The 25,071-nt window shown below is 60.6% G+C and carries 20 protein-coding genes; 6 read left to right on the top strand and 14 right to left on the bottom strand.

Going from position 1 to position 25,071, the window contains the following annotated elements:
* Positions 1-176: 176 nt before the first annotated feature.
* On the top strand, positions 177-1,355 hold the full coding sequence (locus K3728_11270; GenBank protein ID UWQ94302.1) for an aminotransferase class I/II-fold pyridoxal phosphate-dependent enzyme: 1,179 nt from the start codon (positions 177-179) through the stop codon (positions 1,353-1,355).
* Positions 1,356-1,429: 74 nt separating this feature from the next.
* Here K3728_11270 and K3728_11275 read toward each other — a convergent pair whose 3' ends face one another.
* The 8 genes from K3728_11275 to K3728_11310 all read right to left on the bottom strand — a co-directional run bounded on the left by K3728_11275 (position 1,430) and on the right by K3728_11310 (position 11,538).
* Positions 1,430-2,035: an outer membrane beta-barrel protein gene (locus K3728_11275; GenBank protein UWQ94303.1), complete on the bottom strand. Its 606-nt coding sequence runs from the start codon at positions 2,033-2,035 to the stop codon at positions 1,430-1,432.
* Positions 2,036-2,262: 227 nt separating this feature from the next.
* Positions 2,263-2,904, bottom strand: a complete 642-nt coding sequence (eda, locus tag K3728_11280; protein UWQ94304.1) for a bifunctional 4-hydroxy-2-oxoglutarate aldolase/2-dehydro-3-deoxy-phosphogluconate aldolase — start codon at positions 2,902-2,904, stop codon at positions 2,263-2,265.
* A gap of 105 nt (positions 2,905-3,009) precedes the next feature.
* The gene (gene edd / locus K3728_11285) at positions 3,010-4,815 is read right to left on the bottom strand and encodes a phosphogluconate dehydratase (GenBank protein UWQ94305.1); all 1,806 of its coding nucleotides are present in this window, start codon (positions 4,813-4,815) and stop codon (positions 3,010-3,012) included.
* A 178-nt stretch (positions 4,816-4,993) separates the two neighbouring features.
* Positions 4,994-6,127 (bottom strand): sn-glycerol-3-phosphate ABC transporter ATP-binding protein UgpC, encoded by a 1,134-nt coding sequence (gene ugpC, locus K3728_11290; GenBank protein ID UWQ94306.1) that lies wholly within the window; start codon positions 6,125-6,127, stop codon positions 4,994-4,996.
* A 12-nt stretch (positions 6,128-6,139) separates the two neighbouring features.
* Positions 6,140-7,801 (bottom strand): alpha-glucosidase family protein, encoded by a 1,662-nt coding sequence (locus K3728_11295; protein UWQ94307.1) that lies wholly within the window; start codon positions 7,799-7,801, stop codon positions 6,140-6,142.
* 25 nt (positions 7,802-7,826) lie between these two features.
* The gene (locus tag K3728_11300; protein UWQ94308.1) at positions 7,827-9,047 is read right to left on the bottom strand and encodes a carbohydrate ABC transporter permease; all 1,221 of its coding nucleotides are present in this window, start codon (positions 9,045-9,047) and stop codon (positions 7,827-7,829) included.
* A gap of 27 nt (positions 9,048-9,074) precedes the next feature.
* The gene (locus K3728_11305; protein UWQ94309.1) at positions 9,075-10,052 is read right to left on the bottom strand and encodes a sugar ABC transporter permease; all 978 of its coding nucleotides are present in this window, start codon (positions 10,050-10,052) and stop codon (positions 9,075-9,077) included.
* Between the two features lie 136 nt (positions 10,053-10,188).
* Complete coding sequence (locus K3728_11310) at positions 10,189-11,538, bottom strand: ABC transporter substrate-binding protein (protein UWQ94310.1); 1,350 nt, start codon at positions 11,536-11,538, stop codon at positions 10,189-10,191.
* Positions 11,539-11,815: 277 nt separating this feature from the next.
* Between K3728_11310 and K3728_11315 the strand changes: the two genes are divergently transcribed.
* From K3728_11315 to K3728_11325, 3 genes are all read left to right on the top strand, one after another.
* Positions 11,816-12,850: a substrate-binding domain-containing protein gene (locus K3728_11315; GenBank protein ID UWQ94311.1), complete on the top strand. Its 1,035-nt coding sequence runs from the start codon at positions 11,816-11,818 to the stop codon at positions 12,848-12,850.
* An 18-nt stretch (positions 12,851-12,868) separates the two neighbouring features.
* On the top strand, positions 12,869-14,170 hold the full coding sequence (locus tag K3728_11320) for a beta-glucosidase (protein ID UWQ94312.1): 1,302 nt from the start codon (positions 12,869-12,871) through the stop codon (positions 14,168-14,170).
* Positions 14,171-14,254: 84 nt separating this feature from the next.
* Positions 14,255-15,202, top strand: a complete 948-nt coding sequence (locus tag K3728_11325) for a glucokinase (GenBank protein UWQ94313.1) — start codon at positions 14,255-14,257, stop codon at positions 15,200-15,202.
* Positions 15,203-15,267: 65 nt separating this feature from the next.
* On the opposite strand, the gene K3728_11330 is transcribed toward K3728_11325, so the two are convergent.
* Both K3728_11330 and K3728_11335 read right to left on the bottom strand, forming a co-directional pair.
* Entirely contained in the window at positions 15,268-16,158 is an 891-nt protein-coding gene (locus tag K3728_11330) for an aldo/keto reductase (protein ID UWQ94314.1), read from the bottom strand.
* Positions 16,158-17,312: an LLM class flavin-dependent oxidoreductase gene (locus tag K3728_11335; GenBank protein UWQ94315.1), complete on the bottom strand. Its 1,155-nt coding sequence runs from the start codon at positions 17,310-17,312 to the stop codon at positions 16,158-16,160. The genes K3728_11330 and K3728_11335 overlap by 1 nt, the downstream gene beginning before the upstream one ends.
* Positions 17,313-17,481: 169 nt before the next feature.
* On the opposite strand from K3728_11335, the gene K3728_11340 reads away from it, so the two are divergent.
* Both K3728_11340 and K3728_11345 read left to right on the top strand, forming a co-directional pair.
* Complete coding sequence (locus K3728_11340) at positions 17,482-18,177, top strand: GntR family transcriptional regulator (protein ID UWQ97531.1); 696 nt, start codon at positions 17,482-17,484, stop codon at positions 18,175-18,177.
* Positions 18,178-18,228: 51 nt separating this feature from the next.
* Positions 18,229-19,314, top strand: coding sequence for a Gfo/Idh/MocA family oxidoreductase (locus K3728_11345; GenBank protein UWQ94316.1), 1,086 nt, complete (start codon positions 18,229-18,231; stop codon positions 19,312-19,314).
* Between the two features lie 26 nt (positions 19,315-19,340).
* Here K3728_11345 and K3728_11350 read toward each other — a convergent pair whose 3' ends face one another.
* The 4 genes from K3728_11350 to ispG all read right to left on the bottom strand — a co-directional run bounded on the left by K3728_11350 (position 19,341) and on the right by ispG (position 24,862).
* A complete protein-coding gene (locus K3728_11350) occupies positions 19,341-21,227 on the bottom strand; it encodes a polysaccharide biosynthesis protein (GenBank protein UWQ94317.1) in 1,887 nt (628 codons plus the stop codon).
* Between the two features lie 217 nt (positions 21,228-21,444).
* Complete coding sequence (locus K3728_11355; GenBank protein UWQ94318.1) at positions 21,445-22,164, bottom strand: VIT family protein; 720 nt, start codon at positions 22,162-22,164, stop codon at positions 21,445-21,447.
* Complete coding sequence (locus K3728_11360) at positions 22,164-23,570, bottom strand: FAD-binding protein (GenBank protein ID UWQ94319.1); 1,407 nt, start codon at positions 23,568-23,570, stop codon at positions 22,164-22,166. The genes K3728_11355 and K3728_11360 overlap by 1 nt, the downstream gene beginning before the upstream one ends.
* Positions 23,571-23,731: 161 nt before the next feature.
* The gene (gene ispG, locus K3728_11365) at positions 23,732-24,862 is read right to left on the bottom strand and encodes a flavodoxin-dependent (E)-4-hydroxy-3-methylbut-2-enyl-diphosphate synthase (GenBank protein UWQ94320.1); all 1,131 of its coding nucleotides are present in this window, start codon (positions 24,860-24,862) and stop codon (positions 23,732-23,734) included.
* Positions 24,863-25,071: the final 209 nt, after the last annotated feature.

Consider the following 25,071-nt stretch of genomic DNA (forward strand, 5'->3'; position numbering starts at 1 on the left):
AATGTGCGTCATAGGGCCCATGTAGCACGGCGGGCTTCTTGGCGACAAGCCGCCCGTGAATTTGCTGTGATGCGTGACACAATTGGGGTTGCGTGTACCCGCCCGTCCAAGCACCGTCTGGCCGAAATGCGGGCATGAATGGCCCGCTCGACCAACTACGTCTCGGAGCTTTGCCCATGCCTGCATATTCAACCCGTCTCGAAGGATTAAACGGCGGAGGGGACGACGGCTGGGGCCTGTTCTACCGCGCCCGCGCCATGAAGACCGCCGGAGAGCCGGTGCTAGAGCTGACCATCGGGGAACACGACATCCGCACGGCCCCCGAAATCCTTGACGCCATGGATGCCTCGGCGCGGGGTGGACATACGGGATACGCTGCGATCCCCGGCACGCCGGGCCTACGCGAAGCGGTTGCCAAACGCTTGCGATCCTTCGCTGATCTACCTTATGGCCCCGAGAACGTGCTGGTAACGCCGGGCGGGCAATCGGCGCTGTTTGCCGCCCATAGCCTTGCTTGCGACCATGGCGACACGGCGCTGATGATCGACCCCTATTATGCCACCTACCCCGGCACCCTGCGCGGTGTCGGCGCAATCCCCCGCGCCGTGCCGACCTACCCGGAAGACGGGTTTCAACCGCGCGAGGCGGACCTGATGGCCGCCGCCGATGGCGCCAACAGCTTGCTGATGAACAGCCCCAACAACCCCACAGGCGCGGTCTACACCGACGCGACGCTCGACGGGATTGCCCGCGTCGCCATCGCCCATGACCTTTGGGTGATCTCGGACGAGGTCTACGACAGTCAGGTTTGGGAAGGGAAGCACCGCCCCATCGCCACCCTGCCCGGCATGTTTGAGCGCACCCTGACGGTGGGGTCTTTGTCGAAATCCCACGCGATGACCGGGTCCCGGCTCGGGTGGGTTGCGGGCCCTGCGGAGGCGATTGAACATCTGACGAACCTGTCCACCCACACCACCTATGGCGTGCCGGGTTACATTCAGGACGCGGGCGAATTTGCGCTGTCCCAAGGCCCCAAGGCCGAGGAAATCGTGGCCGCTCCGTTCCTGCGCCGCCGCGCGATACTGCTGGAAAAGCTGGCGGGTCAGCAAGCGATCAAGGCCATTCCGCCAGCGGGGGCAATGTATGTGATGCTCGATATTCGCGCGACGGGCCTGAGCGGGAACGCGTTCGGCGAGGCTTTGCTGGACGAAGAAATGGTCGCCGTGATGCCGGGCGAAAGCTTTGGCGAGGCCGCAGCGGGCCATGTGCGGGTCGCGTTGACCCTGCCCGATGAGATTTTCGCCGAAGCGATGGATCGCCTTTTCGCTTTTACCGCGCGGAAATTGGCGACTTAACTGCCCCTCCCCTCAAACAAAAAGGCCCGCCCCCATTTGGTCGGGGACGGGCCTTCGGTTTGAACTATCGGATATCAGAAGCGGAAGGCCGCGTTAATGCCGAAGGTCGTGGCCGAAATATCGGTTCCGGTGCTGTCGAAGTCTTCGAACTCGTGCTGAAGGATTTCTGCACCAAGGGTGATCTGATCGGTGACCAGATAGTCAACGCCCGCACCGAAGAAGTAACCGGTGTCGTCATAGTCGGTCCCCCCCAGCTCGGCCTGGGCCTGCGCCACACCGGCGGTGGCGTAGATCAATGCGGGACCGGCATCGTAGCCAACTTCCGCCCCAAGGCGGTAGATCGCTTCGATATTGCCCACGTTCGTACCCGCAGCGTCTTCGAGATCAATATCGGCGAAGTTCAGGTCCAATTCGCCACCAACAACGACGTTACCGAAGTCATAACGGTAGCCGCCGAAGAGGCCATAAAGGGCGTCGTCGCCTTCGTCGGCGCCCGCTTCAAAGTCGCCATATTCCAGCTGGATACCGCCGTAGGCGCCTGTCCAGTCTGTGCCAACGGGCGCGATAGGCGCCACAACAGGTGCCGGCGCTGGCGCTGGCGTCGGAGCCACGCCGCCCGCAAAGGCTGCGGCGGGGGCGATGATGGTAGCGATCGTGCCTGCAAAGAGTGCGTTTTTCATAGCTGTTTTCCTCATTTCCGTGTCAGGAATTCTATAGGTTCCGGGTGGCCAACGCCTTGGGTTGGCGTTGGTTCCGACACACAGCTAAGGTCTTTCGGCGCGATTACATCTCACAAGCAGGTGAGCCGAGATTGACGGCTAAAACCTGCTTGTTTTCAATTCGATAGGCAGCAAATTGCCGCCGCGTCCCGGCACGTCACATCGTTGTGAGGTGACGTTTGGGAAGGTTATCGAGGAAGGGCGGCGGCCTCTCGGGCGAGACGTTCGATCTCGGCCCAATCGCCCGCTTCAACGGCGGATTTCGGGGCCACCCAAGAGCCCCCCGCGCAGACCACATTGGGCAGGCTGAGGTAGTCATTGGCGTTGCCCATGCTGACCCCGCCCGTGGGGCAGAAAGAGACCTGAGGGATCGGCGCACCGATGGCTTTGAGCGCGGGCGCGCCGCCATTGGCCTCGGCCGGGAAGAACTTCAGCATATCAAAGCCCTGCTCGAACAGGAACATCACCTCGGACGCCGTGGCGGCACCGGGAAGCAGGGGCAGTTCGTTGGCGATGCAGGCATCAATCAGCCGTGCCGTGACACCGGGAGAGACACCGAAGGTTGCCCCGGCGGCTTTGGCGTTCTCGACGTCCTGGGGGGTGAGCAATGTTCCCGCCCCCACAACGCCGCCTTCGACCGTGGCCATTTCCGAGATGACTTCCAACGCGCAAGGGGTACGCAGCGTGACCTCCAACGCGGGCAGACCACCGGTCACCAGCGCCTGAGCCAGAGGTTTGGCATGGGCGGCATCGTTCACCACGAGGACCGGGATGATCGGCGCGAGGGCCGCAATACGGTGGGCGGCGAGGGATTGTGCTTGGGGCGTCATGGCGACTTCCTTTCTGGCCGGGGCGCACGTGGCGAGGACGGGAGCCTCCGGCGGGAGTTGTACCGGCCAAGATGAAGCCGGGGAGCGTTTCCGTTTCGGGTCGGGTTAAACCACGACACCGGCACCGTTGGTAGCTGGACCTGCGGATTGGCGGAAGATTTCGAACAGCTCGCGCCCGACGCCGTGGGAGTTGGCGGAGAGGTCGGCGGTGGCGATGGGGCGGGTTTCGACGCCTTCCGTGAGGACATCGAGGGTGCCGTTGGTGGCATCGACGCGGATCATGTCGCCATCTTGCAGGCGGCCGATCAGGCCGCCGTCCAGCGCCTCGGGGGCGACGTGGATTGCGGAGGGGACTTTGCCCGATGCCCCGGACATGCGGCCATCGGTGACCAGGGCCACCCGGTGGCCACGGCCTTGGAGGATCGAGAGCAGCGGCGTGAGGGAATGAAGTTCCGGCATGCCGTTGGCTTTGGGGCCCTGGAAGCGGACGACCACGACGACGTCGCGGTTGAGTTCGTTGTTCTTGAAGGCTTCTTTCACCGCATCCTGGGTGTGGAAGATGGCGGCGGGTGCCTCGATACAGTGCCGCTCGGGATCGACGGCAGAGACTTTCATCACGCCGATGCCGAGGTTGCCCTTCAGCTCGGCCAGACCGCCCGTGGGCGCGAATGGATCGGCCACGGGGCGCAGGATCTTGTCGTTCAGGCTGGTTTTCGTGCCCGCGCGGTAGTGGAACGCGCCGTCTTTCAAGGCGGGTTCCTGTGTATAGAGGGAAAGGCCATCACCGGCGGCGGTTTTGACATCGTTGTGCATCAGGCCCGCGTCCAGAAGCTCTCCGATCATGTAGCCAAGGCCACCGGCGGCGTGGAAATGGTTCACGTCGGCCAAGCCGTTGGGATATACCCGCGCCATCAGCGGGGTGACTTCCGATATGTCGTTGAAATCGCTGCATTCCAGAATGATGCCCGCCGCCCGCGCCATGGCGATCAGGTGGATTACCAGGTTGGTGGAGCCGCCCGTGGCCATGAGGCCGACGAGGCCGTTCACGAAGGCTTTTTCGTCAAGGATATCGCAAACCGGTGTATAGGCGTTGCCGAGCGCGGTGATAGCAGCCGCGCGTTCGGTGGCGGCGGCTGTCAGAGCATCGCGCAGGGGCGTATTGGGGTTCACGAAAGACGCGCCCGGCAGGTGGAGGCCCATGAACTCCATCAGCATCTGGTTGGAGTTTGCCGTGCCATAGAACGTGCAGGTGCCCGGCCCGTGATAGGAGGCCATTTCGGCCTCCATCAACTTGTCACGGCCCACTTCGCCATTGGCGAACTGCTGGCGCACGCGGGCTTTTTCGTCGTTGGGCAGGCCCGAGACCATGGGGCCTGCGGGCACGAAGAGCGCGGGCAAATAGCCGAAGGTGGCCGCTGCCATGACGAGGCCCGGCACGATCTTGTCGCAGACGCCGAGGTAGAGGGCGGCATCAAATGTGTTGTGCGAAAGCGCCACGCCCGCAGCCATAGCGATCACGTCGCGGGAGAACAGCGACAGCTCCATCCCGACCTGTCCTTGCGTGACGCCATCGCACATGGCCGGAACCCCGCCTGCCACTTGCGCCGTGGCGCCGACGGCGCGGGCGGCGGCTTTGATCTGTTGCGGATAGGTTTCAAAGGGTTGATGCGCCGACAGCATATCGTTGTAGGCGGTCACAATGCCGATATTGGGCGCGCGTGCCGCGACCAGAGCATCCTTGTCACCCTCCATCGCCGCATAGGCGTGGGCTTGGTTACCGCAGGTCAGATGAGCGCGGCGGGGGCCATCCTCGGCCAGTTTGCGCATCCGCTCCAGATAGGGAACGCGGGTCGGGCGGGACCGTTCAATGATGCGGTCTGTAATAGCGGCGATACGGCTGTCGAGTGGCATGGGGGGCTGCTCCGTGAGGTCAGTTGCGCCTCAGGTATCATGTTAGCGCTAACACGTCCAGAGGGCGAAAACACTGTTCTGTCCCCTGCCCTGCGGCCACGTGCAAAAGGCCACGGCTTTCGCTGTGGCCCTTTGGGGAATAGACGGCTCCTCGCGATGCTCCTCGCCGCGATTGGGTCTAGTGGGGCTGCACGCCCGGCAGAAACACCGCCTGATCGCGGTAGAGCAAGGAGATGCCGTTTCTGAACACATGGACCTTCTCGGGCGCGGCGGTCAGTTTGACCGAGGTGCCACGCAAGTCCTTGTGGATGCCCGCGAGTTTGCCGATGACCGGCTCATGATCTGGGGCGGCTTTTTCGAAATAGAGCAGGGTCACTTCGCCCAGGGCTTCGGTGATTTCGACCTTGGCTTGGAAGGCGAAATCAGAGGCGTCGGTTTCCACCATATCCTCGGGGCGAATGCCGACCTCGACCTCTGCGCCCATGTCTGCATCGGTGGAGGGGTAATCCGAGATGATCATACCGCCGCCCTCGTGCATCTGGAGCGTCGTCTTCGTGCCGGTGCCCACAATCTTGCCGCCCAGAAGGTTCATGGCAGGCGAGCCGATGAACTTGGCCACAAAGGTGGAATTGGGCCGCTCGTACAGGTCCAAAGGTGCGCCGACTTGGGCCACGCCACCGCCGGCCAGCACCACGATGCGGGACGCCAGTGTCATGGCTTCTACCTGGTCGTGGGTGACGTAGATCATCGTGCTGTCAGGCATCTCTTCCTTGAGTTGCGCGATCTGGATGCGGGTGGCGACGCGCAGGCTGGCGTCGAGGTTGGAAAGCGGCTCATCAAACAGATACACCTTCGGGTCGCGCACGATGGAACGGCCAATGGCCACCCGTTGGCGTTGCCCGCCCGATAGCGCCTTTGGCAGACGATCTAGGAAGTTTTCTAGCTGCAACTTTTCCGCGGCGGCCTGCACTTTGGCGTCAATAGTGGCAGCATCATCGCCCGCGATCTTCAGGGCGAACGCCATGTTATCGCGCACGGTCATGTGGGGATACAAAGCGTAGGATTGGAACACCATCGCAATGCCACGCTCAGAGGGCGGCACATCGTTGACCACCTGATTGTCGATCTCCAGCTCTCCGCCGGTGATCTTTTCCAAGCCCGCAATCATCCGCAGCAGCGTGGACTTGCCGCAGCCAGAGGGGCCGACGAAGACGATCAATTCGCCCTGCTCAATTTCCAGGTTGATATCGCGCAGCACCTGCACTGCGCCGCCATAGGTCTTTTCCACATCCGTGAGTTTTAGATTGGCCATTGCCGTTTCTCCCTATCCTGCCACGCGCAGCGCAAGCGCGGGCTGCCACGGTCCGAGGTGTAATTTTCCGTCCGGCGCGGGGCCGGTCGATCCCAGTTCTTGTCCGATCTGCACCCAGTTTCCTGCGGGCGCGTCGATGACGGCAGGCTCGCCCGAAAGGTTTACGGCAACAAAGACGGTCTCATCGCCTTGCGTCCTTGTAAAATGCAGCACGTCGCCCTGGGCCGTTACATCGGCGTGGGTGCCTTTGCTAAGGGCTTTGTGGGCATGGCGAAAGCCAATGGCGCGGCGGTAGTGGTGCAGAAGCGACCCGGGGTCTTCCTCTTGCGCGGCGACACAATGGGACAGGTGTTCATGACTGACCGGCAACCAAGGCTGCCCCGCCGAGAAGCCGCCATTTTGGTTTGAACGCTCCCATACCATCGGAGTGCGGCACCCGTCGCGGCCCTTGAACTCGGGCCAGAACTCGATCCCGTAGGGGTCTTGCAATGCCTCGAACGGGACGTCGGCCTCTGGCAGGCCCAATTCCTCGCCCTGATACAGGCACAACGACCCGCGCAGGCACATCATTAACGTCGTTACGGCACGCGCCGCGGCAGGCGGCAAATCCCACCGTGTCGTGTGGCGCACCACATCGTGGTTGGAAAACGCAAGGCAGGCCCACCCATCAGGAGCGGCCTCGTCGATCTTTGCCAGAACGTCCGCAAACCGCGCGGCGGTGGGGCGTTCTTTCGACAGGAATTCAAAGCTGTAGCACATGTGAACCATGTCATCGCCAGCGGTGTACTGACCCATGATCTCTAGCCCGAACTGCGCATCGCCCACTTCACCCACGGCGGTGGCGGCGGGGAATTCATCCAAGACAGCGCGGAACCGCCGCAGGAATTCTAGGTTCTCGGGCTGGTTTTTGGAGTAGAGGTGCAGCTGGTGGTTATAGGGGTTCACGCTTGGCGCAATTGAATCGTCGCGCTGATCCTTGGGCAGCGCCGGGTTCGAGCGGAGCTGCTTGTCGTGCATGTAGAAGTTGATTGTATCAAGGCGGAACCCATCCACGCCCCGATCCAGCCAAAAGCGCACCACGTCTAGTAGCGCGTCCTGCACCGCAGGTTCGTGGAAATTCAGGTCGGGTTGCGAGACAAGGAAGTTGTGCAGGTAATACTGCTCGCGCCGCGCATCCCAATGCCAGGCAGAGCCGCCAAAGATCGACAGCCAGTTATTGGGGGGCGTGCCATCTTCGTTTGGGTCCGCCCAGACGTACCAATTGGCGCGGTCGTTGTCGCGGCTCGCACGGCTTTGCGCAAACCAAGGATGCGCGTCCGAAGTGTGCGACAGCACCAGATCAATCATCACCTTCAGGCCAAGGCTGTGGGCGGTTTCGATCAGGACATCAAAATCCGAGAGCGATCCGAACATCGGGTCCACATCGCAGTAGTCACTGACATCATAGCCAAAATCCTTCATCGGAGAGGTGAAGAAAGGGCTGATCCAGATCGCATCCACCCCAAGGGACTGGATGTGCGACAGACGTTGGGTGATCCCGTTAAGGTCACCGATCCCGTCGCCATTGCTGTCTTGATAGCTGCGTGGATAGATCTGATAGATCACCGCCCCGCGCCACCAATCGGCGTCAGGTGCAAGGATTTGTTCAGGGTGCAAGGCTTGAATAGCGGACATTGGCAAGAACTCTGCGCTAGAGGGTTTACTTCACGGACCCGGCCAGAAGGCCACGCACGAGATAGCGTTGCATGGAGAAGAAGACGACGAGCGGGATCGCGATGGAAACAAAAGCCGCCGTCGCAAGGATGCCCCAATCGCCACCGCGAGACCCCAGAAGGTCATCGGCGATTTTGACGGTCATCACCTGCGCGTCCCCGGTGGAGGGCAAGAACACTTTGGCGACCAGAAGGTCGTTCCACGTCCACAGGAACTGGAAGATCGCGAAACTGGCCAGCGCCGGGAATGAGAGCGGCAGAATGATCTTGGTGAAGATCTGGAAATCCGTGGCCCCATCGACCTTGGCGGACTCGATGATATCGCGGGGTAGACCGACCATGTAGTTGCGCAACAGATAGACTGCCAGCGGCAAGCCAAAGCCCGTGTGGGCCAGCCATATCCCCAGGAAAGATTGCCCAATCCCGATCTGGTTATGCAGGTTCAGCAGCGGCACCAGCGCCAATTGCAACGGCACCACAAGCAGACCTACGACGCAGGCAATTAAGAACCCACGCCCCGGGAAATCCATCCACGCCAACGCATATGCCGCGAAAGCTGCAATCAGGATCGGAATGATCGTGGCGGGGATGGTGACGGTCAATGTGTTGATAAAGTTGCGGAAAATACCCGTCTCTTCAAATAACAGCTCACCAAAGGTGGCGCCCGAAGCAATCTCTTGCGCGCGTTCTTCCTCATCCAAGCCGGTCAGGACCTCGGCGTAGTTGCTCATAGTGAAATCGGGGGGCGTTTCGGCAAGGAAGTAGAGCCTGGGGCCCGCGTCATCAATCGGCTCGGGCGAGGTGTAGACGTACCCGCCATCGGCATTCACCACAACCGTCCCGCCATCGCGGTTCTCAACGGTTTCGCCAGCGGCAAAGGCCCCCGGCTCTCGGCCCCGGAGACCAAAAGCGGCAATGGAGTTTGCCCCTGAGGCGAACTGATCGCGTACTTCACCGGTCTCGAAGATATTGCCTTGGGCCACGAAAAGATCACCGTCGCGGGTCGGCGCATCGTCGGCGCGGGTTCGGTAGCTGAGTTCCACCGAGAAAGGCGCCTCCCACCAGCCCGAGGCGCTGATCTGGTCGCGGTCCCGGAAAGAGGACACGAATAGACCCACCGTCGGGATCAACCACAACAATACGATGATGAACACAGCCACATTGGTCACAATGGAAAGGCCGGATTTCTGTCCTGCGATGTTATCCATTGATTTCGCTCCTCACGTCACGGGCCATTAGCGCATCTCCTTGCGGGCTTGCACGATGTTCCAGATCATCACTGGCAAGACGACCAGCATGATGACGAAGGCCACCGCCGTCGCCTGCCCGTCATCGCGGAACATGAAATCCATCATGAAAGACGGCAGAATTTCGGTGCCATAGTTGCCCCCAGTCATCGTGTAGACGATGTCGAAGACCTTCAGCACGAGGATGGTGATCGTGGTCCAGACCACGACAATCGTGCCGATAATCTGCGGCACTTTGATCTTGAAGAAGACCTGGAATGGGTTGGCGCCATCGATGATCGCGGCCTCGATCGTTTCTTCAGGCACGCCACGCAGGGCTGCGGACAGGATCACCATAGAAAAGCCGGTTTGAATCCAAATCAGGATCACCATTAGCAGGAAGTTATTCCAGAACGGGATTTGCAAAGGGTCCAACGCCTCGCCGCCGAAGCTGGCGCGAATGGCGTTGATGATGCCCAGATCGGGGTCTTGGGCGTAGACAAATTTCCAGATCAAGGACGCGCCCACAAAGGAAATCGCCATCGGCATGAAGATGATCGACTTGGCGATATTGCCCCACTTCAAGCGGTCGGTGAGTTGCGCGATCAGCAGCCCCATAAACGTGGTGACAGCAGGCACGACCAAGGCCCAAAGGATGTTATTCAGGAAGGCTTGGCGGAAATCTGGGTTGTTAAACAAGCGGATATAGTTGCCCGCCCCCACGAACTCATCGCCCGAGCGGTCGTACATGGACCGGATGAAAGAGCCGACTACCGGATAGACAAGGTAAAGGCCCAAGGCGAAGACAGCGGGAAACAGGAACACCCAAGGGCGGACGATATTGGCGCGGTTGATGTTGCGCCCGGCGTTTGGCCCACGGGCTGGAAACAGCACTTTGTCGAGGAACAAGTTAGCGGCGTAGAAATAGCCAACGCAGCCACCGACGCCGATGATGATCGTGATGATGCCTTGAAGAATTGGCGGCATGCCCATGCCCTCCCCCTGTGCCTGGATCGGCCAACTGCCCCCGAAAGCGCTGCCAAGCCGTAGACCGGACCTTGGCCCGGAGCCCGGCCCCGCCGATGTGTATCGCGGGGCCGGGAAATTTTGTTAGGTCAGCGACTTACTGGATCTCTGCCCAACGGTCCTGAATGCGGCCCGCAACTGATGCTGCGTCTTCGCCGCCCACATAGTCAACCATGCCGGACCAGAAGATGCCCTGACCGATCTCGGACGGCATCAGGTCGGATGCGTCGAAACGGAAGGTCGTGGCGCCCAGAAGGATGTCGTTCATCTGACGCAGCGTGTCCGAAGCGAACAGCTCGCTGTTGACGCCGGTGTGCGGTGTCAGGAAGCCAGATTGCGCCATCCAGATTTCGTGGCTGATCTCGGTCTGCAAGAACGCCATGAACGCTTGTGCCGCGTCGCTGTCTTGGGTGATGCCGAACAACGTACCTGCGCCCAGAACTGGGGAACCCAGATCTTCGCTTTCATAGGCCGGGAAGTAGAAGAAATCGCTGTCCGCGTCTTCTGGGAAGAACGTCGGGATGAACGACGCCTGACGGTGCATGTAGCATTCTGCCGGGAAGGTGAAGAGGCCAAGGGGGCTTTCGCGGAAGTCCGTGGAAGCAACGGCTTCAACGCCACCGTTCACATAGTCGCCGTTGCGGGCGAACGTGCCGAAGGTCTCGATCGCGTTAACCACTTCTGGGGAGTTGAACGGCATCTCGTTCGACACCCAGGCGTCATAAACGTCTGGCGATTGCGTGCGCAGCATCAGGTCTTCGACCCAATCAGTTGCTGGCCAACCCGTAGCGCCACCGGAACCCAGACCGATGCACCAGGGGGTTTCGCCGTCGGCCACGATCTGGTCGTTCAACGCCAGCAGTTCTTCCATGGTTTCTGGAACGTCGTAGCCCGCTTCCTCAAACGCTTCTGGCGAATACCAGACTAGCGATTTCAGATCGACTTTATAGAAGAAGCCATAAAGCCCCTCTTCGCCGTCAGCGCCGGCGGCGGTGCCAAGGGACACCCAGCTATCGCCCGCAGCATAGTTGGCGCGGATCCAATCGGCGGTTTCAGCCGACAGAGGTGTCAGTGCGCCACGCGCGGCGAGGTCCGTCATCAAGCCGGGCTGAGGGAAAACAGCGATGTTTGGCGCCGAACCCGCTTGCGTTGCAATCACGATGTCCTGCTCGAAGTTGTCAGAACCGGAATACTGTACGGTCGCGCCGGTCGCGCTTTCGAAGTAATCAATAACGGAGTTAACCAGTTCCGCATCCGCGCCGGTCCAAGGCCCGGTGATCGTCAGCTCTTGGCCAGACAGATCGAACGCATCCGCATAGGCGGTGTAGCTATCCCAGTTGAAAGCGCCCTCGCCCACGGGGAAGACATGCTCGACATGGCCATCAGCCAGCGCACCTGTCGCGGAAATCGCCAGCGCGGCGGCGCTGGCCAAATAAAACTTCTTCATTAGGTGACCTCCCAGTCAGTTTACCGTGCGCCCGAATGATAGCTCAAGCTCCGGCAGTCCATTATCTCCAAGTCCATCGCGCAATTCCCAAAGCGCTTTGGATCGCCCGCAACCTTGCGTATTATTTTAACCGAGTCAACGAGTCTCTTTGTTTCTTGATGAAATAGCATCTTTTCAAGCAAAGCGCCAAGGCAACGCCGGAAATTCACCCTTTGACAGACCCGGCAAGCTTTCATAGCCTCCCCACAATTCGAAGCGCTTTGGAAGCCGCCCCGCAATGAACCTCAAGCAATTGTCCGAGCAACTCGGACTTAGTCAAACAACTGTCAGCCGAGCTTTGAACGGCTACCCGGAGGTTCGGGAAGCTACGCGCCAGCGCGTGCAAGCTGCTGCAAAGGCTGCGAATTATTCGCCCAACTCGCGGGCGCGGAAATTGGCAACAGGGCGATCTATGGCGATTGGCCATGTGCTGCCGTTGTCCGGGCGAGAGGAATTGGTGAACCCGATTTTCGCCGACTTCATCACCGGTGTAGGCGAAGTCTATGCTCGCGAAGGGTACGATCTTCTGCTCTCCATGGTGCCCGTCGATGGGGTCGAGGCCGCCTACCGCCAGATGGCGGCCAACGCGTCGGTGGATGGCGTGATGGTGCAGGCCCCTACCCTACATGATCCGCGAATCTCCTTGTTGCAGGAACTTGGTTTGCCCTTTGTGGTCCACGGGCGCACTGCCGCGGCGGAAAGCTATAGCTGGCTGGATGTGGCCAACGTCCGCGCCTTTCGCCGGGCGACGGAATTGCTGTTGGACCTTGGGCATCGGCGGATTTGCCTCTTGAACGGCCAGGAAACCCTCGATTTCGCATTGCGCCGCCGCCGGGGCTTTGAAGAAGCCATGGCCGAGCGCGGCGTGCCCGTGAACCCTGATTTCATGCGGGCCGACGCCATGACCGAGCAATATGGCTACCGCACCGCCAGCGCGCTTCTGGACCGCGATGATGCGCCGACCGCCTTTATCGTGTCGTCCATGATCCCTGCCGTCGGCGTGCGCCGTGCGGCCGGAGAACGGGGACTGCGGACCGGGCGCGATATCTCCATCATCTGCCACGATGATGTGCTGAGCTATATGGATAACGATGGAATCAACGCCCCCAAAGGCCCCGCGTTTACCGCCACGCGGTCCTCGATCCGCGACGCCGGAGAGCGCTGCGCGGAAATCCTGCTCTCCCTCATTGATGATCCCAGCCAGCCACCTGTCCAGGAGCTTTGGGAAACCGACCTGACCCTTGGGCGCTCCACCGGACCTGCTCCAAGTTAACGCCGTTAAGGATTTACCATGAACTTCACACGCGCCGATTTCCCCGAGGGTTTTCGCTTCGGGGTCGCAACCTCTGCCTATCAAATCGAGGGACACGCCCATGGCGGGGCGGGCCAGACCCATTGGGACAGTTTCGCCGCCACCCCGGGCAATGTTGTCCGGTTCGAGAACGGCGATTTGGCTTGTGACCATTACAACCGCATGGATGAAGACCTTGATCTTATTCGCGATCTTGGGGCGGATGTGTATCGCTTCTCGACCTCTTGGGCGCGGGTCATACCCGAGGTTCGCGGCACGCCGAATGCCGAAGGGTTGGACTACTACGACCGCCTTGTGGACGGCCTGCTGGAACGGGGCATTAACCCCGCTGTGACGCTCTATCATTGGGAATTGCCCCAAGCGCTTGCTGATCTGGGGGGGTGGCGCAACGCCGATATGCCCAATTGGTTCGCCGAATACACCGAGGTCATCATGGGGCGTATCGGCGACCGTACTTGGTCCGCCGCCCCGATTAACGAGCCTTGGTGCGTCGGTTGGCTATCGCATTTTGAGGGCCACCACGCCCCCGGTCTGCGCGATATCCGCGCCACCGCCCGCGCGATGCATCATGTCTTGCTGAGCCATGGACGCGCGACACAGGTGATGAAAGGTTTGGGCGTGTCGAATCTGGGGGCGGTGTGCAACTTTGAATGGTCCACGCCCGCCACCGACAGCCCTGCCGATGTGGCCGCCGCGCGCCGCTATGATGCGATTTACAACCGCTTTTTCTTGGGCGGCCTGTTCAAGGGCGAATATCCCGCCGACGTGCTGGAGGGGCTGGAACCCCACCTGCCCCAAGGCTGGCAAGACGATTTCGCCACCATCCAATCCCCCCTCGATTGGGTTGGCCTTAACTATTACACCCGCAAGCGCATCTCGGCCACGGATGAACCCTGGCCCGCCTATGCCTACGAGCCAGCCGAAGGCCCGCTGACCGATATGGGATGGGAGATCTACCCCCAAGGTCTGCAAGATTTCCTGACCCGCACGGCCCGCGAATACACCGGCGATTTGCCGATCTATGTGACCGAAAACGGCATGGCTTCGGCAACCGATCCAGACCCGGACCGGATCGCGTTTTTGACCGATCATTTGACCGCGACCCGCGCCGCCATCGCCGAGGGCGCGCCCGTGGCTGGCTATTATGTGTGGTCGTTAATGGACAATTATGAATGGGCACTGGGCTACGAGAAACGCTTTGGCCTTGTCCATGTTGATTTTGACACCTTGGCACGGACGCCCAAAGCGTCCTATCACGCTTTGGCAAACTGGTGGCGCTAACAGGAAATGAGCAGCTAAGAGGTGGCGCGTGCCGCCTTCGGCTGGCACAGTGGCCGCGCTAACCGCGTGTTAAGGAAAAGAATTATGGTTCCCGCAACCCTTTCGCTGGTGGCCGATATCGGCGGCACCAACACCCGCGTCGCTTTGGCCAATGCCGCCACCGTGCGCGTCGATAGCGTGCGCCGATACCGGAACGCCGAATTCGACGGTATCGGCTCTGTCATCGCGCGGTATCTGACCGATAGCGGCCAAGATGCGGCAGGGATTTCAGGGGTTTGCGTCGCGATGGCGGGACCTGTGCATGACGGCGTGGGCACGCTGACCAACCTTGATTGGCGCATCGACAAGGCCGTGCTGGCCGAAGTGTTAAGCGCCGAGCGTGTGGCAGTTCTGAACGACTTGCAAGCCCAGGGCCATGCCATCGGGAACATCGCGGCGGGCGATCTGGAAGAGGTGCTACCGCAACCGCAAGTGCCTGAAACAGCTGCGAAATTGGTGATCGGCCTGGGAACTGGCTTCAACGCTTGCCCCGTGTTTGACACCAACGCGGGCCGCTTTGTGCCCCCATCGGAGGCGGGGCACGTGAGCCTGCCCACATCTATTGCCGAGCTGCATCCGCTTCTAGAGAAACTGAAGGATTCCGGCGGCTACCCGTCGGTGGAAGAGGTGCTGTCAGGCCGAGGCGTGAGCCACCTTCACGCGGCGCTACACGAGGAAACCATTGATCCCGCAGACATTTTGGCCCGCATCGGCGAAGGTGAGGCCTTGGCCTGCGACACCGGCGCGTTGTTTGTGAAGGTCTTGGGCGACGTTGCGGGCAACCTCGTGCTGTCGCATCTGCCCTTTGGCGGCGTATTCCTTGTGGGCGGCGTGACCCGCGCCTTCGCGCCCTATCTAGAACAATTCGATTTCGTGGGCGCGTTCCGGTCCAAAGGGCGATTCTCTGGTTTCATGGAACAGTTCGGCGTGTCGGTTGTCAGCGATGACTATGCCGCCTTGACGGGCTGTGCGAGCCACCTGTCACGGGCCTGAGACGCCCCGCTTCAAACGGCTCCGCCGGCCCGGCCCCTTGATGGGGCCAAGCCGTTCTCGCCGCGTTAGGCGACCTCGTGACCGAGGGCAGCGGTGTAGATCTCGTACCAATCTTGGCGGTCCAGCGTGACCTGCATCGCGTCAGACAAGCCCTTGATCCGGTTCAGGTTATTCGTCCCCATCACCGGCAAGATCTGCGCCGGGTGACGCAGCAGCCACGCCACGGCAACCGCATCGGCACCCACGCCGTGATCGGCGCCGATCCGTTCCAGCACCGCACGAACGGCGGCCCCTTCCTCGGCAAACAACGCCCCGCCCGCCAGCGGTGACCACGCCATGATCGGCTGGCCTTGGCGCTGATGGAACGCAACATCGCCATTGGTAAACGGCGCGTGGCACAGGACCGAGGTCTCGATCTGGTTCGTCGCCAGCTGAGTTTTCATCGCCGATTGCAGAAGCTCCCAATCCCAGGGGCGGAAATTCGACGTGCCAACCGCGCGCACCTTGCCCGATGCCACCAAAGCATCCAGACAAGCGCCCGTTTCGACATGATCCATCAACGGATCAGGGCGGTGGATCAACAACAGGTCGATCACGTCAATATTCATGTTTTTCAATGACCTATCGACTGCCGCCGTCACATACTCCGCACTGGTGTCATAGTATTTCACCCGCTTGTCCGCATGCACGCCCATAGGCGCCACGATATCGCATTTCGTCACGATCTCGATCTGATCGCGCAGCGCGGGCGCGGCGAGGAGGGCTTGCCCGAGGAGCGCCTCGGCGGCGTAGCCGCCATAGATGTCGGCCTGATCCATCGTGGTGATGCCTTGTGCCAAACAGGCCTCCACCTTCGCTTGCACATGGGCCGCAGAGGTATCCGCATCGTCGCCCAAGCGCCACATCCCGTAAACGATGCGGGACATATCAACCCCGCCAAGTGTAACGCGATCCATTATCGTCTCTCCCCTACGCCCAACGGCGTGGCTGGTGCCGAGGTCGGGACGCGCCCGTAAGCCTCTGGCAATGAACATGTTTTCAGCTCTGGCATGACCAATCTGCCGAAGTGCTTGCACTCATCCATATGCGGATAGCCCGAGAAGATGAAGGCGCGGATGCCCATCTTTCTATACTCCTCGATCTGGGTGAGAACCTGATCGGCAGAGCCCACCAAAGCCGCCCCACAACCGGATCGGGCGCGGCCAATGCCAGTCCACAAATGCGGCTCCACGTAGCCAAATTTATCGGCCAATTCCCGTGCCTTAGCCTGATGCGACACGCCCAAGGACGTGCTGTCGAGGGCGCGTTCGCGGATCAGCTGGCCGTATTCGTCATCCAGCTTGGAGGTCAGATGCTCGGCATATTCCCGCGCCTCCGCTTCGGTGTCGCGCACGATCATGTGGACGCGCAGGCCGTAATCCAACGTTCTGCCATACTTTTCAGCCACTTGGTTCACGTCTTTCATCCGCTGTGCCAAGGCCTCTTTCGGCTCGGGCCACATCAGATAGACGTCGCAATGCTGGCCGCACAACTCCAGCGCCGATGGGGAATAACCGCCGAAGTACAAAAGCGGCCCGCCGGTCTGATAGGGGCGCACGGGATCAGTGGTTAACCCTTCAAAATCATAGACTTGGCCATGATAATTGATCTCGTCCTGGGTCCAGGCTTGCTTGAGGATCTCCACCACCTCGCGGGAGCGTTGGTAGCGGAACGCGCTGTCGGCCTTCTCGCCCGGGAAGTCGGAGGAAATGATGTTAACCGTCAGACGCCCTTGCAGCATATGGTCCAGCGTGGCCACGGTACGGGCCAGCATGATAGGCTGCATCTCACCACAGCGGACTGCGGCCAACATGTTGATTTTGCTGGTGATTGGCGCACAACCCGCCACAAAAGACAGGGTGTCTTGACCGACTTGATAGGAGGACGGACACAGGATGTTGCGGAAGCCCTGCGCCTCGGCTTCGCGCACCAAACCGCTGCAATGGTCCCAAGAGGACCGCAATTTTCCGTCGGGCACGCCAAGGAATTCATAATCGTCCGAGCAGAGCGCGGCGAACCAGCTGACCTCCGCCGCGTCTAAATCTGCTGATGTGACTGGAACCACTGTCATGCGCGCTCTCCCCTCGCCCATGTCGGGCCCTTGACCGTTCTAGACCTAAGGCGTAGCAATCCGACAAGGGTATATCAATGGTATATCAATTTCGGAAAACGCGAGGGAGGTCGTGATGTCCGAGGACACAGAAAACACCGCGACAACCATCGACGCCGCCTCGGGCGCGTTGCCGACCTATCTGCGGATCGCGGAGGCGTTAACCATCGACATTGGCGGCGGCCGTTTGGCACCGGGCGAGAAATTGCCCCCCGAACGTGCGATGGCTCGTGACAAAGGCGTGGCTGTGGCGACCTTGCGAAAGGCACTGAAACTTCTGGTGGAACGCGGGTTGATTGAGCGGCGACAGGGCTCAGGCAACTACGTGCTTGGCGGGGCCACGAACATCGGCACCTACGCGCTGTTTCGGTTAGAGCTGCGCGGGATCGGGGGCGGGCTTCCCACGGCGCGATTGCTGGATATCCAGAAGACGAAAAAGCCCGACGACCTGCCTAACATCGGCCGCAGTTTTGATGTGGGCATTCGGATGCGACGGCTGCGGTTTTTGGCGGATATTCCGGTAGCAGTCGAGGAAATATGGCTGGACCTTCGGTGGCATGATGACAACGGGCTGAACGCGCGGACGGTCTCGGAATCGCTGTATCGCACCTACGCCGACCGCCTTGGCCTGCACATTCGCGAGGCCGAGGACGTCATTAGTGCGGCCCCCCTGCCCGATTGGACGCCGCCCGAATTGGGGCTGGTACCGGGCACCTTCGCGGGCTTTGTGGAACGCCGCGCCTATGACCAACACGGGATGCCGTGCGAGGCGTCCTGGACGTGGTTCAACCCTGAACTCGCTCAATATTATTCGAGAGTTCCGTGATCCGACGGCTCCCGAGACACCGGCCCCGGGGCCGCAAAAAGGACAAGTGACATGACAAGATACGGTCTCGTGGGCGCGGGCATGATGGGCCAAGAGCACATCCGCAACATCGCTTTGCTGCCAGACACGGCAGTGACGGCGTTTTATGAACCTAACGACGAAATGGCGGCCAAATCGCTGGCGCTGGTGCCTGATGCTGTGCGCTGCGACAGTCTTGATGCGTTGTTGGCGCGCGATGATATCGACGCGCTTGTGATCGCCTCTCCGAACTTTTGCCACGTCGGGCAACTTAAGGAGATTACCGCCAAGGTGACACTGCCGATCTTGTGCGAGAAGCCGCTTTACACCGCGCCCGAGGACGCCGCAGAGGTGGCTGCGTTGCAAAGTTATGGCGCTCCGATCTGGGTGGCGATGGAATATCGCTACATGCCTCCGGTCGCCAAATTCCGCGAGATGGTGGCCGGCGCGACGGGCGGGATCAAGATGCTGACGATCCGTGAGCATCGGTTCCCGTTTCTGGAGAAAGTCGGCGACTGGAACCGCTTCAATCGCAACTCTGGCGGCACATTTGTCGAAAAGTGCTGCCACTTCTTCGACCTTATGCGTTTGATTTTAAACGATGAACCTATCCGCATTATGGCCAGTGCCGGGCAGTCGGTGAACCATCTGGACGAAAGCTACGCCGGTGAGACACCGGACATTTGGGACAACGGCTATGTGATTGTGGACTTCAAAGGCGGCGCGCGTGCGCTGCTGGAGTTGTGCATGTTCGCCGAGGGCAGCGAGTATCAAGAAGAGATCAGCGCTGTAGGTCCGACCGGCAAGATCGAGGCATTGGTACCCGGCCCCACGAGGTTCTGGAACCCCGATCTGGGCCCTGCGCCGATGCCCAAAGTTGTGGTCAGCCCCCGCGCGCCGACTACGGGACAAGTTGTCCATGACACGCCAGTCGATAAGGATCTGCTGACCGCGGGCGATCACCACGGATCGACCTACTACCAGCACGTCCAGTTTCTGGATGTCATCCGCAACGGAGCAAGTCCGCAGGTCACTTTGAATGACGGTGCTATGGCGGTTCGCATGGGCATGGCGGCGCAGGAAAGCGCACGTACGGGCCGCGCGATTGATCTGAGCTAGCTCCGCGATCGAAACCAGGCAAGCCGTTAAGCAGAAACGTCGGGGGTGGTGGATCTTTCTGCGTCACCTTCGACTTCCGGCACGTGATATCCCTTCACAGAGGCCACCACTGCGGCCCGAACACGGGACGCTTCGCCCGCGTCAATGGCGCCACGCAGTTCCCGAAGCATTCCGGCCACTTCGATCTGACTGAGGCGATCTTCCTGGGCACGCAGAATCTTTTCGTGCGGGGTGGTTTGCATCGAGGCCGAGTCGATCAGCAGTTCTTCATAAAGCTTTTCCCCGGGACGTAGGCCGGTGATTTCAATCGCGATGCCGGGGCCATCATCCCCTTCGCGCACGGTGGCGCCCGACATCAGGATCATGCGTTTGGCGATGTCGATGATCCGCATCGGTTTGCCCATATCCAAGACAAAGACATCCCCCCCTTCGGAATAGGCCCCCGCCAGCAGTACTAGCCGTGCCGCTTCCGGTATGGTCATGAAGAAACGCGTGACTTCCCCGTGGGTTACGGTCACGGGGCCGCCTTTGCGGATCTGGTCTTGAAACAGCGGAAGGACCGAGCCGGAAGAGCCCAGAACATTGCCGAAGCGCACCATGGAAAACCGGGTTTTAATCGCCCGCGACGCCATGTCCTGAATGACCAGTTCCGCCATTCGTTTGGTGGCCCCCATGATGTTGGTCGGGCGCACGGCCTTGTCTGTGGAGACCAGAATGAAACGCTCACACCCTGCCGCCTCTGCCGCGGCGGCAACGGTTTGGGTGCCAAGGGTGTTGTTGCGCGCGCCTTCCAGTTCATTCTCTTCCACCAGCGGCACGTGTTTGTAGGCGGCGGCGTGGATAACGATTTCAACGCCTTCTTGCTCCAACACCGCGCGAACCCGCGCCTCGTCGGTGACCGAACCGAGCCGAGCCGTCACATCAATCCCGCGCAGGGCCGCGGCGGGGCGAATTTCCCGGTCGATCTGGTAAAGCGCCAGTTCCGAACGTTCCAGAAACACGATCCGCGCCGGGTTACATTCCAGCAATTGTCGGCACAGTTCTGACCCGATCGAGCCCCCAGCCCCGGTTACCATCACCGAGCGCCCGGCATAGGCCTTTGCGATATCAGGCACATCCAGCGCCACCTTGTCACGGCCCAAGAGCGCGTCGGGTGAAACGGTGTTCAATTGGGTCGATCGTCCCGAGATCAGATCCACGTAGGAGGGCAAGACCTGGACTTCGCAGGGCAATTCACCCAGCCGCGCCAGAAGGGTATCCAACTGGCCCTTGGGCATCGACGGCATCGCCACGAGGATGCGTTTCACGCTCCCCGTCTCCACCATCTCGCGCAATTTTCGCGGAGCGGCCACGAACAAGCCCGAGATTATGAGACCATGCAAAGAAGGGTTATCATCAACAAACGTGACCGGGTTCACTTCGGAGCTGCGACGCAGAGCAGAAGCCAATTGAATGCCCGCAGCGCCCGCTCCGTAGATGGCCACTGGCACGCCGCCCCGGTCATTCCACGAGCGTTGAACGAGCAGGAATAGGATGGTTCGGCCGAAGATTGACAGACCAAAGAAGGTCACGGCGAAGATGATGGGCACGGACCGCGGGGCGCCAAGGCTCATCACGTAGCTTGACGACATGGCGACGAGGCCAAGGACGGCGGCGGCAGAAGCGATCCTTGTTAAAGAAGAAAATTCCAGCGCGGTCAGCTTGATCCAAGGCAGGCGGAACGCGATGATCAGAAACGGCGCGAGGAAGATAATCACCGCAAAAAGCGGCGAGGATCCCCGGATTTGATCCAAGGGCAGTCCCGTGCCGAACCGCAAGGCAAAGGCCAAGTAAAGCGCGATCGGGGCAAGGCCGCAATCGAACACCAGAAACATGATCCGCTTCTGCTTACGGGAAAGAGAGCTTAAGTTCATCAAGGCCCCAATAACGCGGCCGGTCATGAAAGACCAAGGTCAGCCAGCGATCAATCAACTTACAAGTTGCAACATTCACTACCGCCCGCGATATCGAACGGTCATGCCCCCGTCAAATGTGAAGAAATTGGTTAATTTCCCCTTAACATTAGGGGCGTAAGCAAACTTTTTGCAGAAGTCGAAGGGGATCGGCGGGATTGAGCCGACAGCTCAAGCTTTAAATCGCGCCGCCCACCATCGCGCCAATTACTGTTGTCGCGGCCATTGCCAAAGCCCCCCACAACATAACCCGCAAAGCCGCTCGGCCCTTGTGCGCCCCCCCTGCTTGCGCCCCAAGGGCACCGAGCGATCCCAAGGCCACCAAGGTCGCCACGGCCACCCAGATCACCACGCCATCAAGTGGTGCGATCCATGAGACAAGCAACGGCACCGCCGCGCCGCCTGCAAAGGTTAACCCCGACACGACCGCCGCCTGAACCGGACGCGGAGGCGACAAATCGGTAAGCCCGATCTCATCGCGCAAATGGGCGGTCAAGGCATCCACTTCGGTCAGATCAATTGCCACACGCTCAGCCAAATCGGGCGCCAATCCGCGTTCCACGTAGATGGCGGTCAATTCAGCCAATTCCGCTTCTGGGTTACGTTCCAATTCCTCGCGTTCACGCTCCATATCGGCGTGTTCGGCATCGGCCTGACTGGAAACAGAAACGTATTCGCCCGCCGCCATGGAAAGGGCACCGGCGACCAATCCGGCAAGACCTGCCAAAAAGATCGTCCCATGATCGCCCGTGCCCGCCGCGACACCGGCAATCAGCGACGCCGTGGACAAAATGCCATCATTGGCCCCCATGACCGCTGCCCGAAGCCAGCCCGCTCGGCCCGACAGATGCGGTTCTGCATGGGCGGAGGGCACCGCCGAGGCCGTTGGGCGCACCATTACGACAGCGCCAGCTTGCCGGGGTTAAAGATATTGTCGGGGTCGATGCCCCGCTTGATCGCGCCCATCACCTGCATCGCGCCGGGGCCAAGCTCTCGCTCCAGATACTTGGCTTTGCCCTGCCCGATGCCATGTTCACCGGTACAGGTCCCGTCCATCGAGATCGCCAAGTCATTAAGCCACCCGATGAAACTTTCTGCCGTCTCAATCTCGGCAGGGTTCTCCATGTCGAGCAACAAGAGAGCGTGGAAGTTTCCGTCTCCCACGTGACCTACAATGGGGGCCATCAGCCCCATTTCTTCCAACTTCACCTCTGCCGCCGCAACACAATCCGCCAGTCGAGAGATCGGCACGCAGGCATCAGTGGAAATCGCCTTCGCACCGGGGCGCAATTGCAGCGCGGCCCAGTAGGAATCGTGACGCGCCTGCCATAGCTTCGCGCGATCCTCTTCCTTGGCGGTCAACTCAAACCCCGTCCCGCCGTGATCTGCGGCAATCTCACCGAATAACTCTGCCTGCTCGGTCACGCCGGTCTCTGATCCGTGGAACTCCAGCAACAGCAAGGGCGTCTCGGGCAGGGAAAGCTTGGAATAGGCATTGCAGGCCTTCACTTGCAACTCATTGAGCAACTCGATCCGGGCCACTGGAAGACCATACTGGAAGCACGTAATGACCGCATTGCACGCATCCTCCAAGCTCGGAAACGAACAGGTCGCCGCCGAGGTCGCCTCGGGGATACCCTGAAGCTTCAAGGTAAGCTCCGTGATGATACCAAGCGTGCCCTCAGAGCCAACCATCAGCCGGGTTAAATCATAACCGGCCGAAGTCTTTCGCGCCCGGGCCGCTGTCTTCACAACTTCCCCCGACGGCAAAACCGCCTTCAATGCCAAGACGTTGTCTTTCATCGTGCCATAGCGCACGGCACAGGTGCCGCTGGCGCGCGTGGCCGCCATCCCGCCCAAGGACGCGTCAGCACCCGGATCAATGGGAAAGAACAACCCCGTATCACGCAGATAGGTGTTGAGCGCTTTACGTGTCACGCCGGGTTGAATGACCACATCCATATCCTCGGCGTGCACCTCAAGGATCGCATCCATCTGACTGAAATCCAACGAGATCCCGCCCACAGGTGCATTCACATGTCCCTCCAACGACGTCCCGGTGCCAAAGGCAATGATTGGCACCTTATGGGCGGCACAAATCCGCACAATGTCCTGCACTTCTTCGGTTGACTTGGGGAAGATCACCGCGTCGGGGGCCTGGTTTCGCAACCAAGTCGTCGTGTGACCATGCTGCTCGCGCAGCGCTTGGCCCGTCTCCACCCGAGGACCATAGGCTTGCGTTAGAATGCCAAGCGCCGTGGCGATACCCTCATCGTTTCGCCGAATGTCTTTGTTCATGCCCATCGGAGCCTCCCTATTCACTTTCCGTACGTCTATCGTCCCCGCTGGCGGCTCTCAAGTGCTGGCTCCTTCATCTTGGTAAATACAACTCAATCCCGTCCTATCCCCAAGCAATCCATCGGCGTCTCAAACGCTTCGCTCTGCGCCAACCGCCTCCTCGGCAGCTAAAGCGCTGCCTCCTCGGCGCGGCGCTGCGCTTCGATAACTTCGGCACGCTTTTCGACCTGCTCAACAATGTGATCCACCATCTGGTCGTTGCTCATCTTATGGCTTTGCTTGCCCGCCAAATAGACCATGCCGCTGCCCGCGCCGCCGCCGGTGAAGCCGACGTCCGTCATCAACGCCTCTCCCGGGCCATTCACGACACAGCCGATGATCGACAGGCTCATGGGCGTTTTGATGTGCTCCAGCCGTTCTTCCAGCTTTTCCACTGTTTTGATCACGTCGAAGCCCTGCCGCGCGCAGGAGGGGCAGGAGATGATGTTCACCCCCCGGTGGCGCAGGCCGAGGGATTTCAGGATCTCGAACCCGATCTTCACCTCTTCCACCGGATCGGCCGACAGGGACACGCGCATGGTGTCGCCGATCCCCGACCACAGCAGGTTCCCAAGCCCGATGGCCGATTTCACCGTGCCACCGACGAAGCCCCCGGCCTCGGTGATGCCCATGTGGAATGGCGCGTCGGTTTGATCCGCGAGCTGGCTGTAGGCGGCGGCGGTCATGAAGATGTCAGAGGCCTTCATGGAGATCTTGAACTCGTGAAAGTCGTTGTCTTCCAGAAGCTTGATGTGGGCCATGCCGGATTCGACCATCGCGTCGGGGCAAGGCTCTCCGTATTTCTCCAGCAATTGCTTTTCCAGACTTCCTGCGTTCACGCCGATACGGATGGAGCAATTGTGGTCGCGGGCGGCTTTGACAACCTCTTTCACGCGGGAGGCGTCGCCAATGTTGCCGGGGTTGATGCGCAGGCAGGCGGCGCCCGCCTCGGCGGCCTCGATCCCGCGTTTGTAGTGGAAGTGGATGTCAGCCACGATCGGCACCGGGCTTTCGCGGCAGATTTCCTTCATGGCGCGCGCGCTGTCGGCGTCGGGGACCGAGACGCGGACGATGTCTGCCCCGGCCTCGGCCGCGGCGATCACTTGCTTGATCGTGGCGCTGGCGTCCGTGGTCAGCGTGTTGGTCATGGTCTGCACCGAGATTGGCGCATCGCCGCCCACAGGCACGTTGCCCACCATGATCTGACGGCTCTTGCGCCGGTCGATGTTGCGCCAAGGGCGGATCGGATTATGGGACATGGGGCGCAGGCCTTCTCGTGCTGGTTAAGCTCTAGATAAGGCTGTCGGGACGCAGGGACAACGCGATGGTTCGGGTCGCGGCAAAAAGACACCGACCCGAGGGAGGTGGGGGGAGGATTCGATATTTGTAAAAAGGTGAAGGGAGGGCGTTGTGGCCAAGCCGCGCGGTTTGTGGGGAGGCGGGCGGTATTGGGGCGCTGTTTGTTGGG

Source organism: Rhodobacteraceae bacterium M385, assembly GCA_025141835.1.
Taxonomy (GTDB): Bacteria; Pseudomonadota; Alphaproteobacteria; order Rhodobacterales; family Rhodobacteraceae; genus Gymnodinialimonas.

Coding starts and splice junctions, on each gene's coding strand:
- K3728_11320 (UWQ94312.1), top strand. CDS start 12,869: ATGAACTTCACACGCGCCGATTTCCCCGAGGGTTTTCGCTTCGGGGTC.
- K3728_11295 (UWQ94307.1), bottom strand. CDS start 7,801: ATGTCCGCTATTCAAGCCTTGCACCCTGAACAAATCCTTGCACCTGAC.
- K3728_11325 (UWQ94313.1), top strand. CDS start 14,255: ATGGTTCCCGCAACCCTTTCGCTGGTGGCCGATATCGGCGGCACCAAC.
- K3728_11315 (UWQ94311.1), top strand. CDS start 11,816: ATGAACCTCAAGCAATTGTCCGAGCAACTCGGACTTAGTCAAACAACT.
- edd (UWQ94305.1), bottom strand. CDS start 4,815: ATGCCACTCGACAGCCGTATCGCCGCTATTACAGACCGCATCATTGAA.
- K3728_11350 (UWQ94317.1), bottom strand. CDS start 21,227: ATGAACTTAAGCTCTCTTTCCCGTAAGCAGAAGCGGATCATGTTTCTG.
- K3728_11360 (UWQ94319.1), bottom strand. CDS start 23,570: ATGGGCATGAACAAAGACATTCGGCGAAACGATGAGGGTATCGCCACG.
- K3728_11300 (UWQ94308.1), bottom strand. CDS start 9,047: ATGGATAACATCGCAGGACAGAAATCCGGCCTTTCCATTGTGACCAAT.
- K3728_11355 (UWQ94318.1), bottom strand. CDS start 22,164: ATGGTGCGCCCAACGGCCTCGGCGGTGCCCTCCGCCCATGCAGAACCG.
- K3728_11305 (UWQ94309.1), bottom strand. CDS start 10,052: ATGCCGCCAATTCTTCAAGGCATCATCACGATCATCATCGGCGTCGGT.
- K3728_11310 (UWQ94310.1), bottom strand. CDS start 11,538: ATGAAGAAGTTTTATTTGGCCAGCGCCGCCGCGCTGGCGATTTCCGCG.
- ispG (UWQ94320.1), bottom strand. CDS start 24,862: ATGTCCCATAATCCGATCCGCCCTTGGCGCAACATCGACCGGCGCAAG.
- K3728_11330 (UWQ94314.1), bottom strand. CDS start 16,158: ATGGATCGCGTTACACTTGGCGGGGTTGATATGTCCCGCATCGTTTAC.
- K3728_11335 (UWQ94315.1), bottom strand. CDS start 17,312: ATGACAGTGGTTCCAGTCACATCAGCAGATTTAGACGCGGCGGAGGTC.
- K3728_11275 (UWQ94303.1), bottom strand. CDS start 2,035: ATGAAAAACGCACTCTTTGCAGGCACGATCGCTACCATCATCGCCCCC.
- ugpC (UWQ94306.1), bottom strand. CDS start 6,127: ATGGCCAATCTAAAACTCACGGATGTGGAAAAGACCTATGGCGGCGCA.
- K3728_11270 (UWQ94302.1), top strand. CDS start 177: ATGCCTGCATATTCAACCCGTCTCGAAGGATTAAACGGCGGAGGGGAC.
- K3728_11345 (UWQ94316.1), top strand. CDS start 18,229: ATGACAAGATACGGTCTCGTGGGCGCGGGCATGATGGGCCAAGAGCAC.
- eda (UWQ94304.1), bottom strand. CDS start 2,904: ATGACGCCCCAAGCACAATCCCTCGCCGCCCACCGTATTGCGGCCCTC.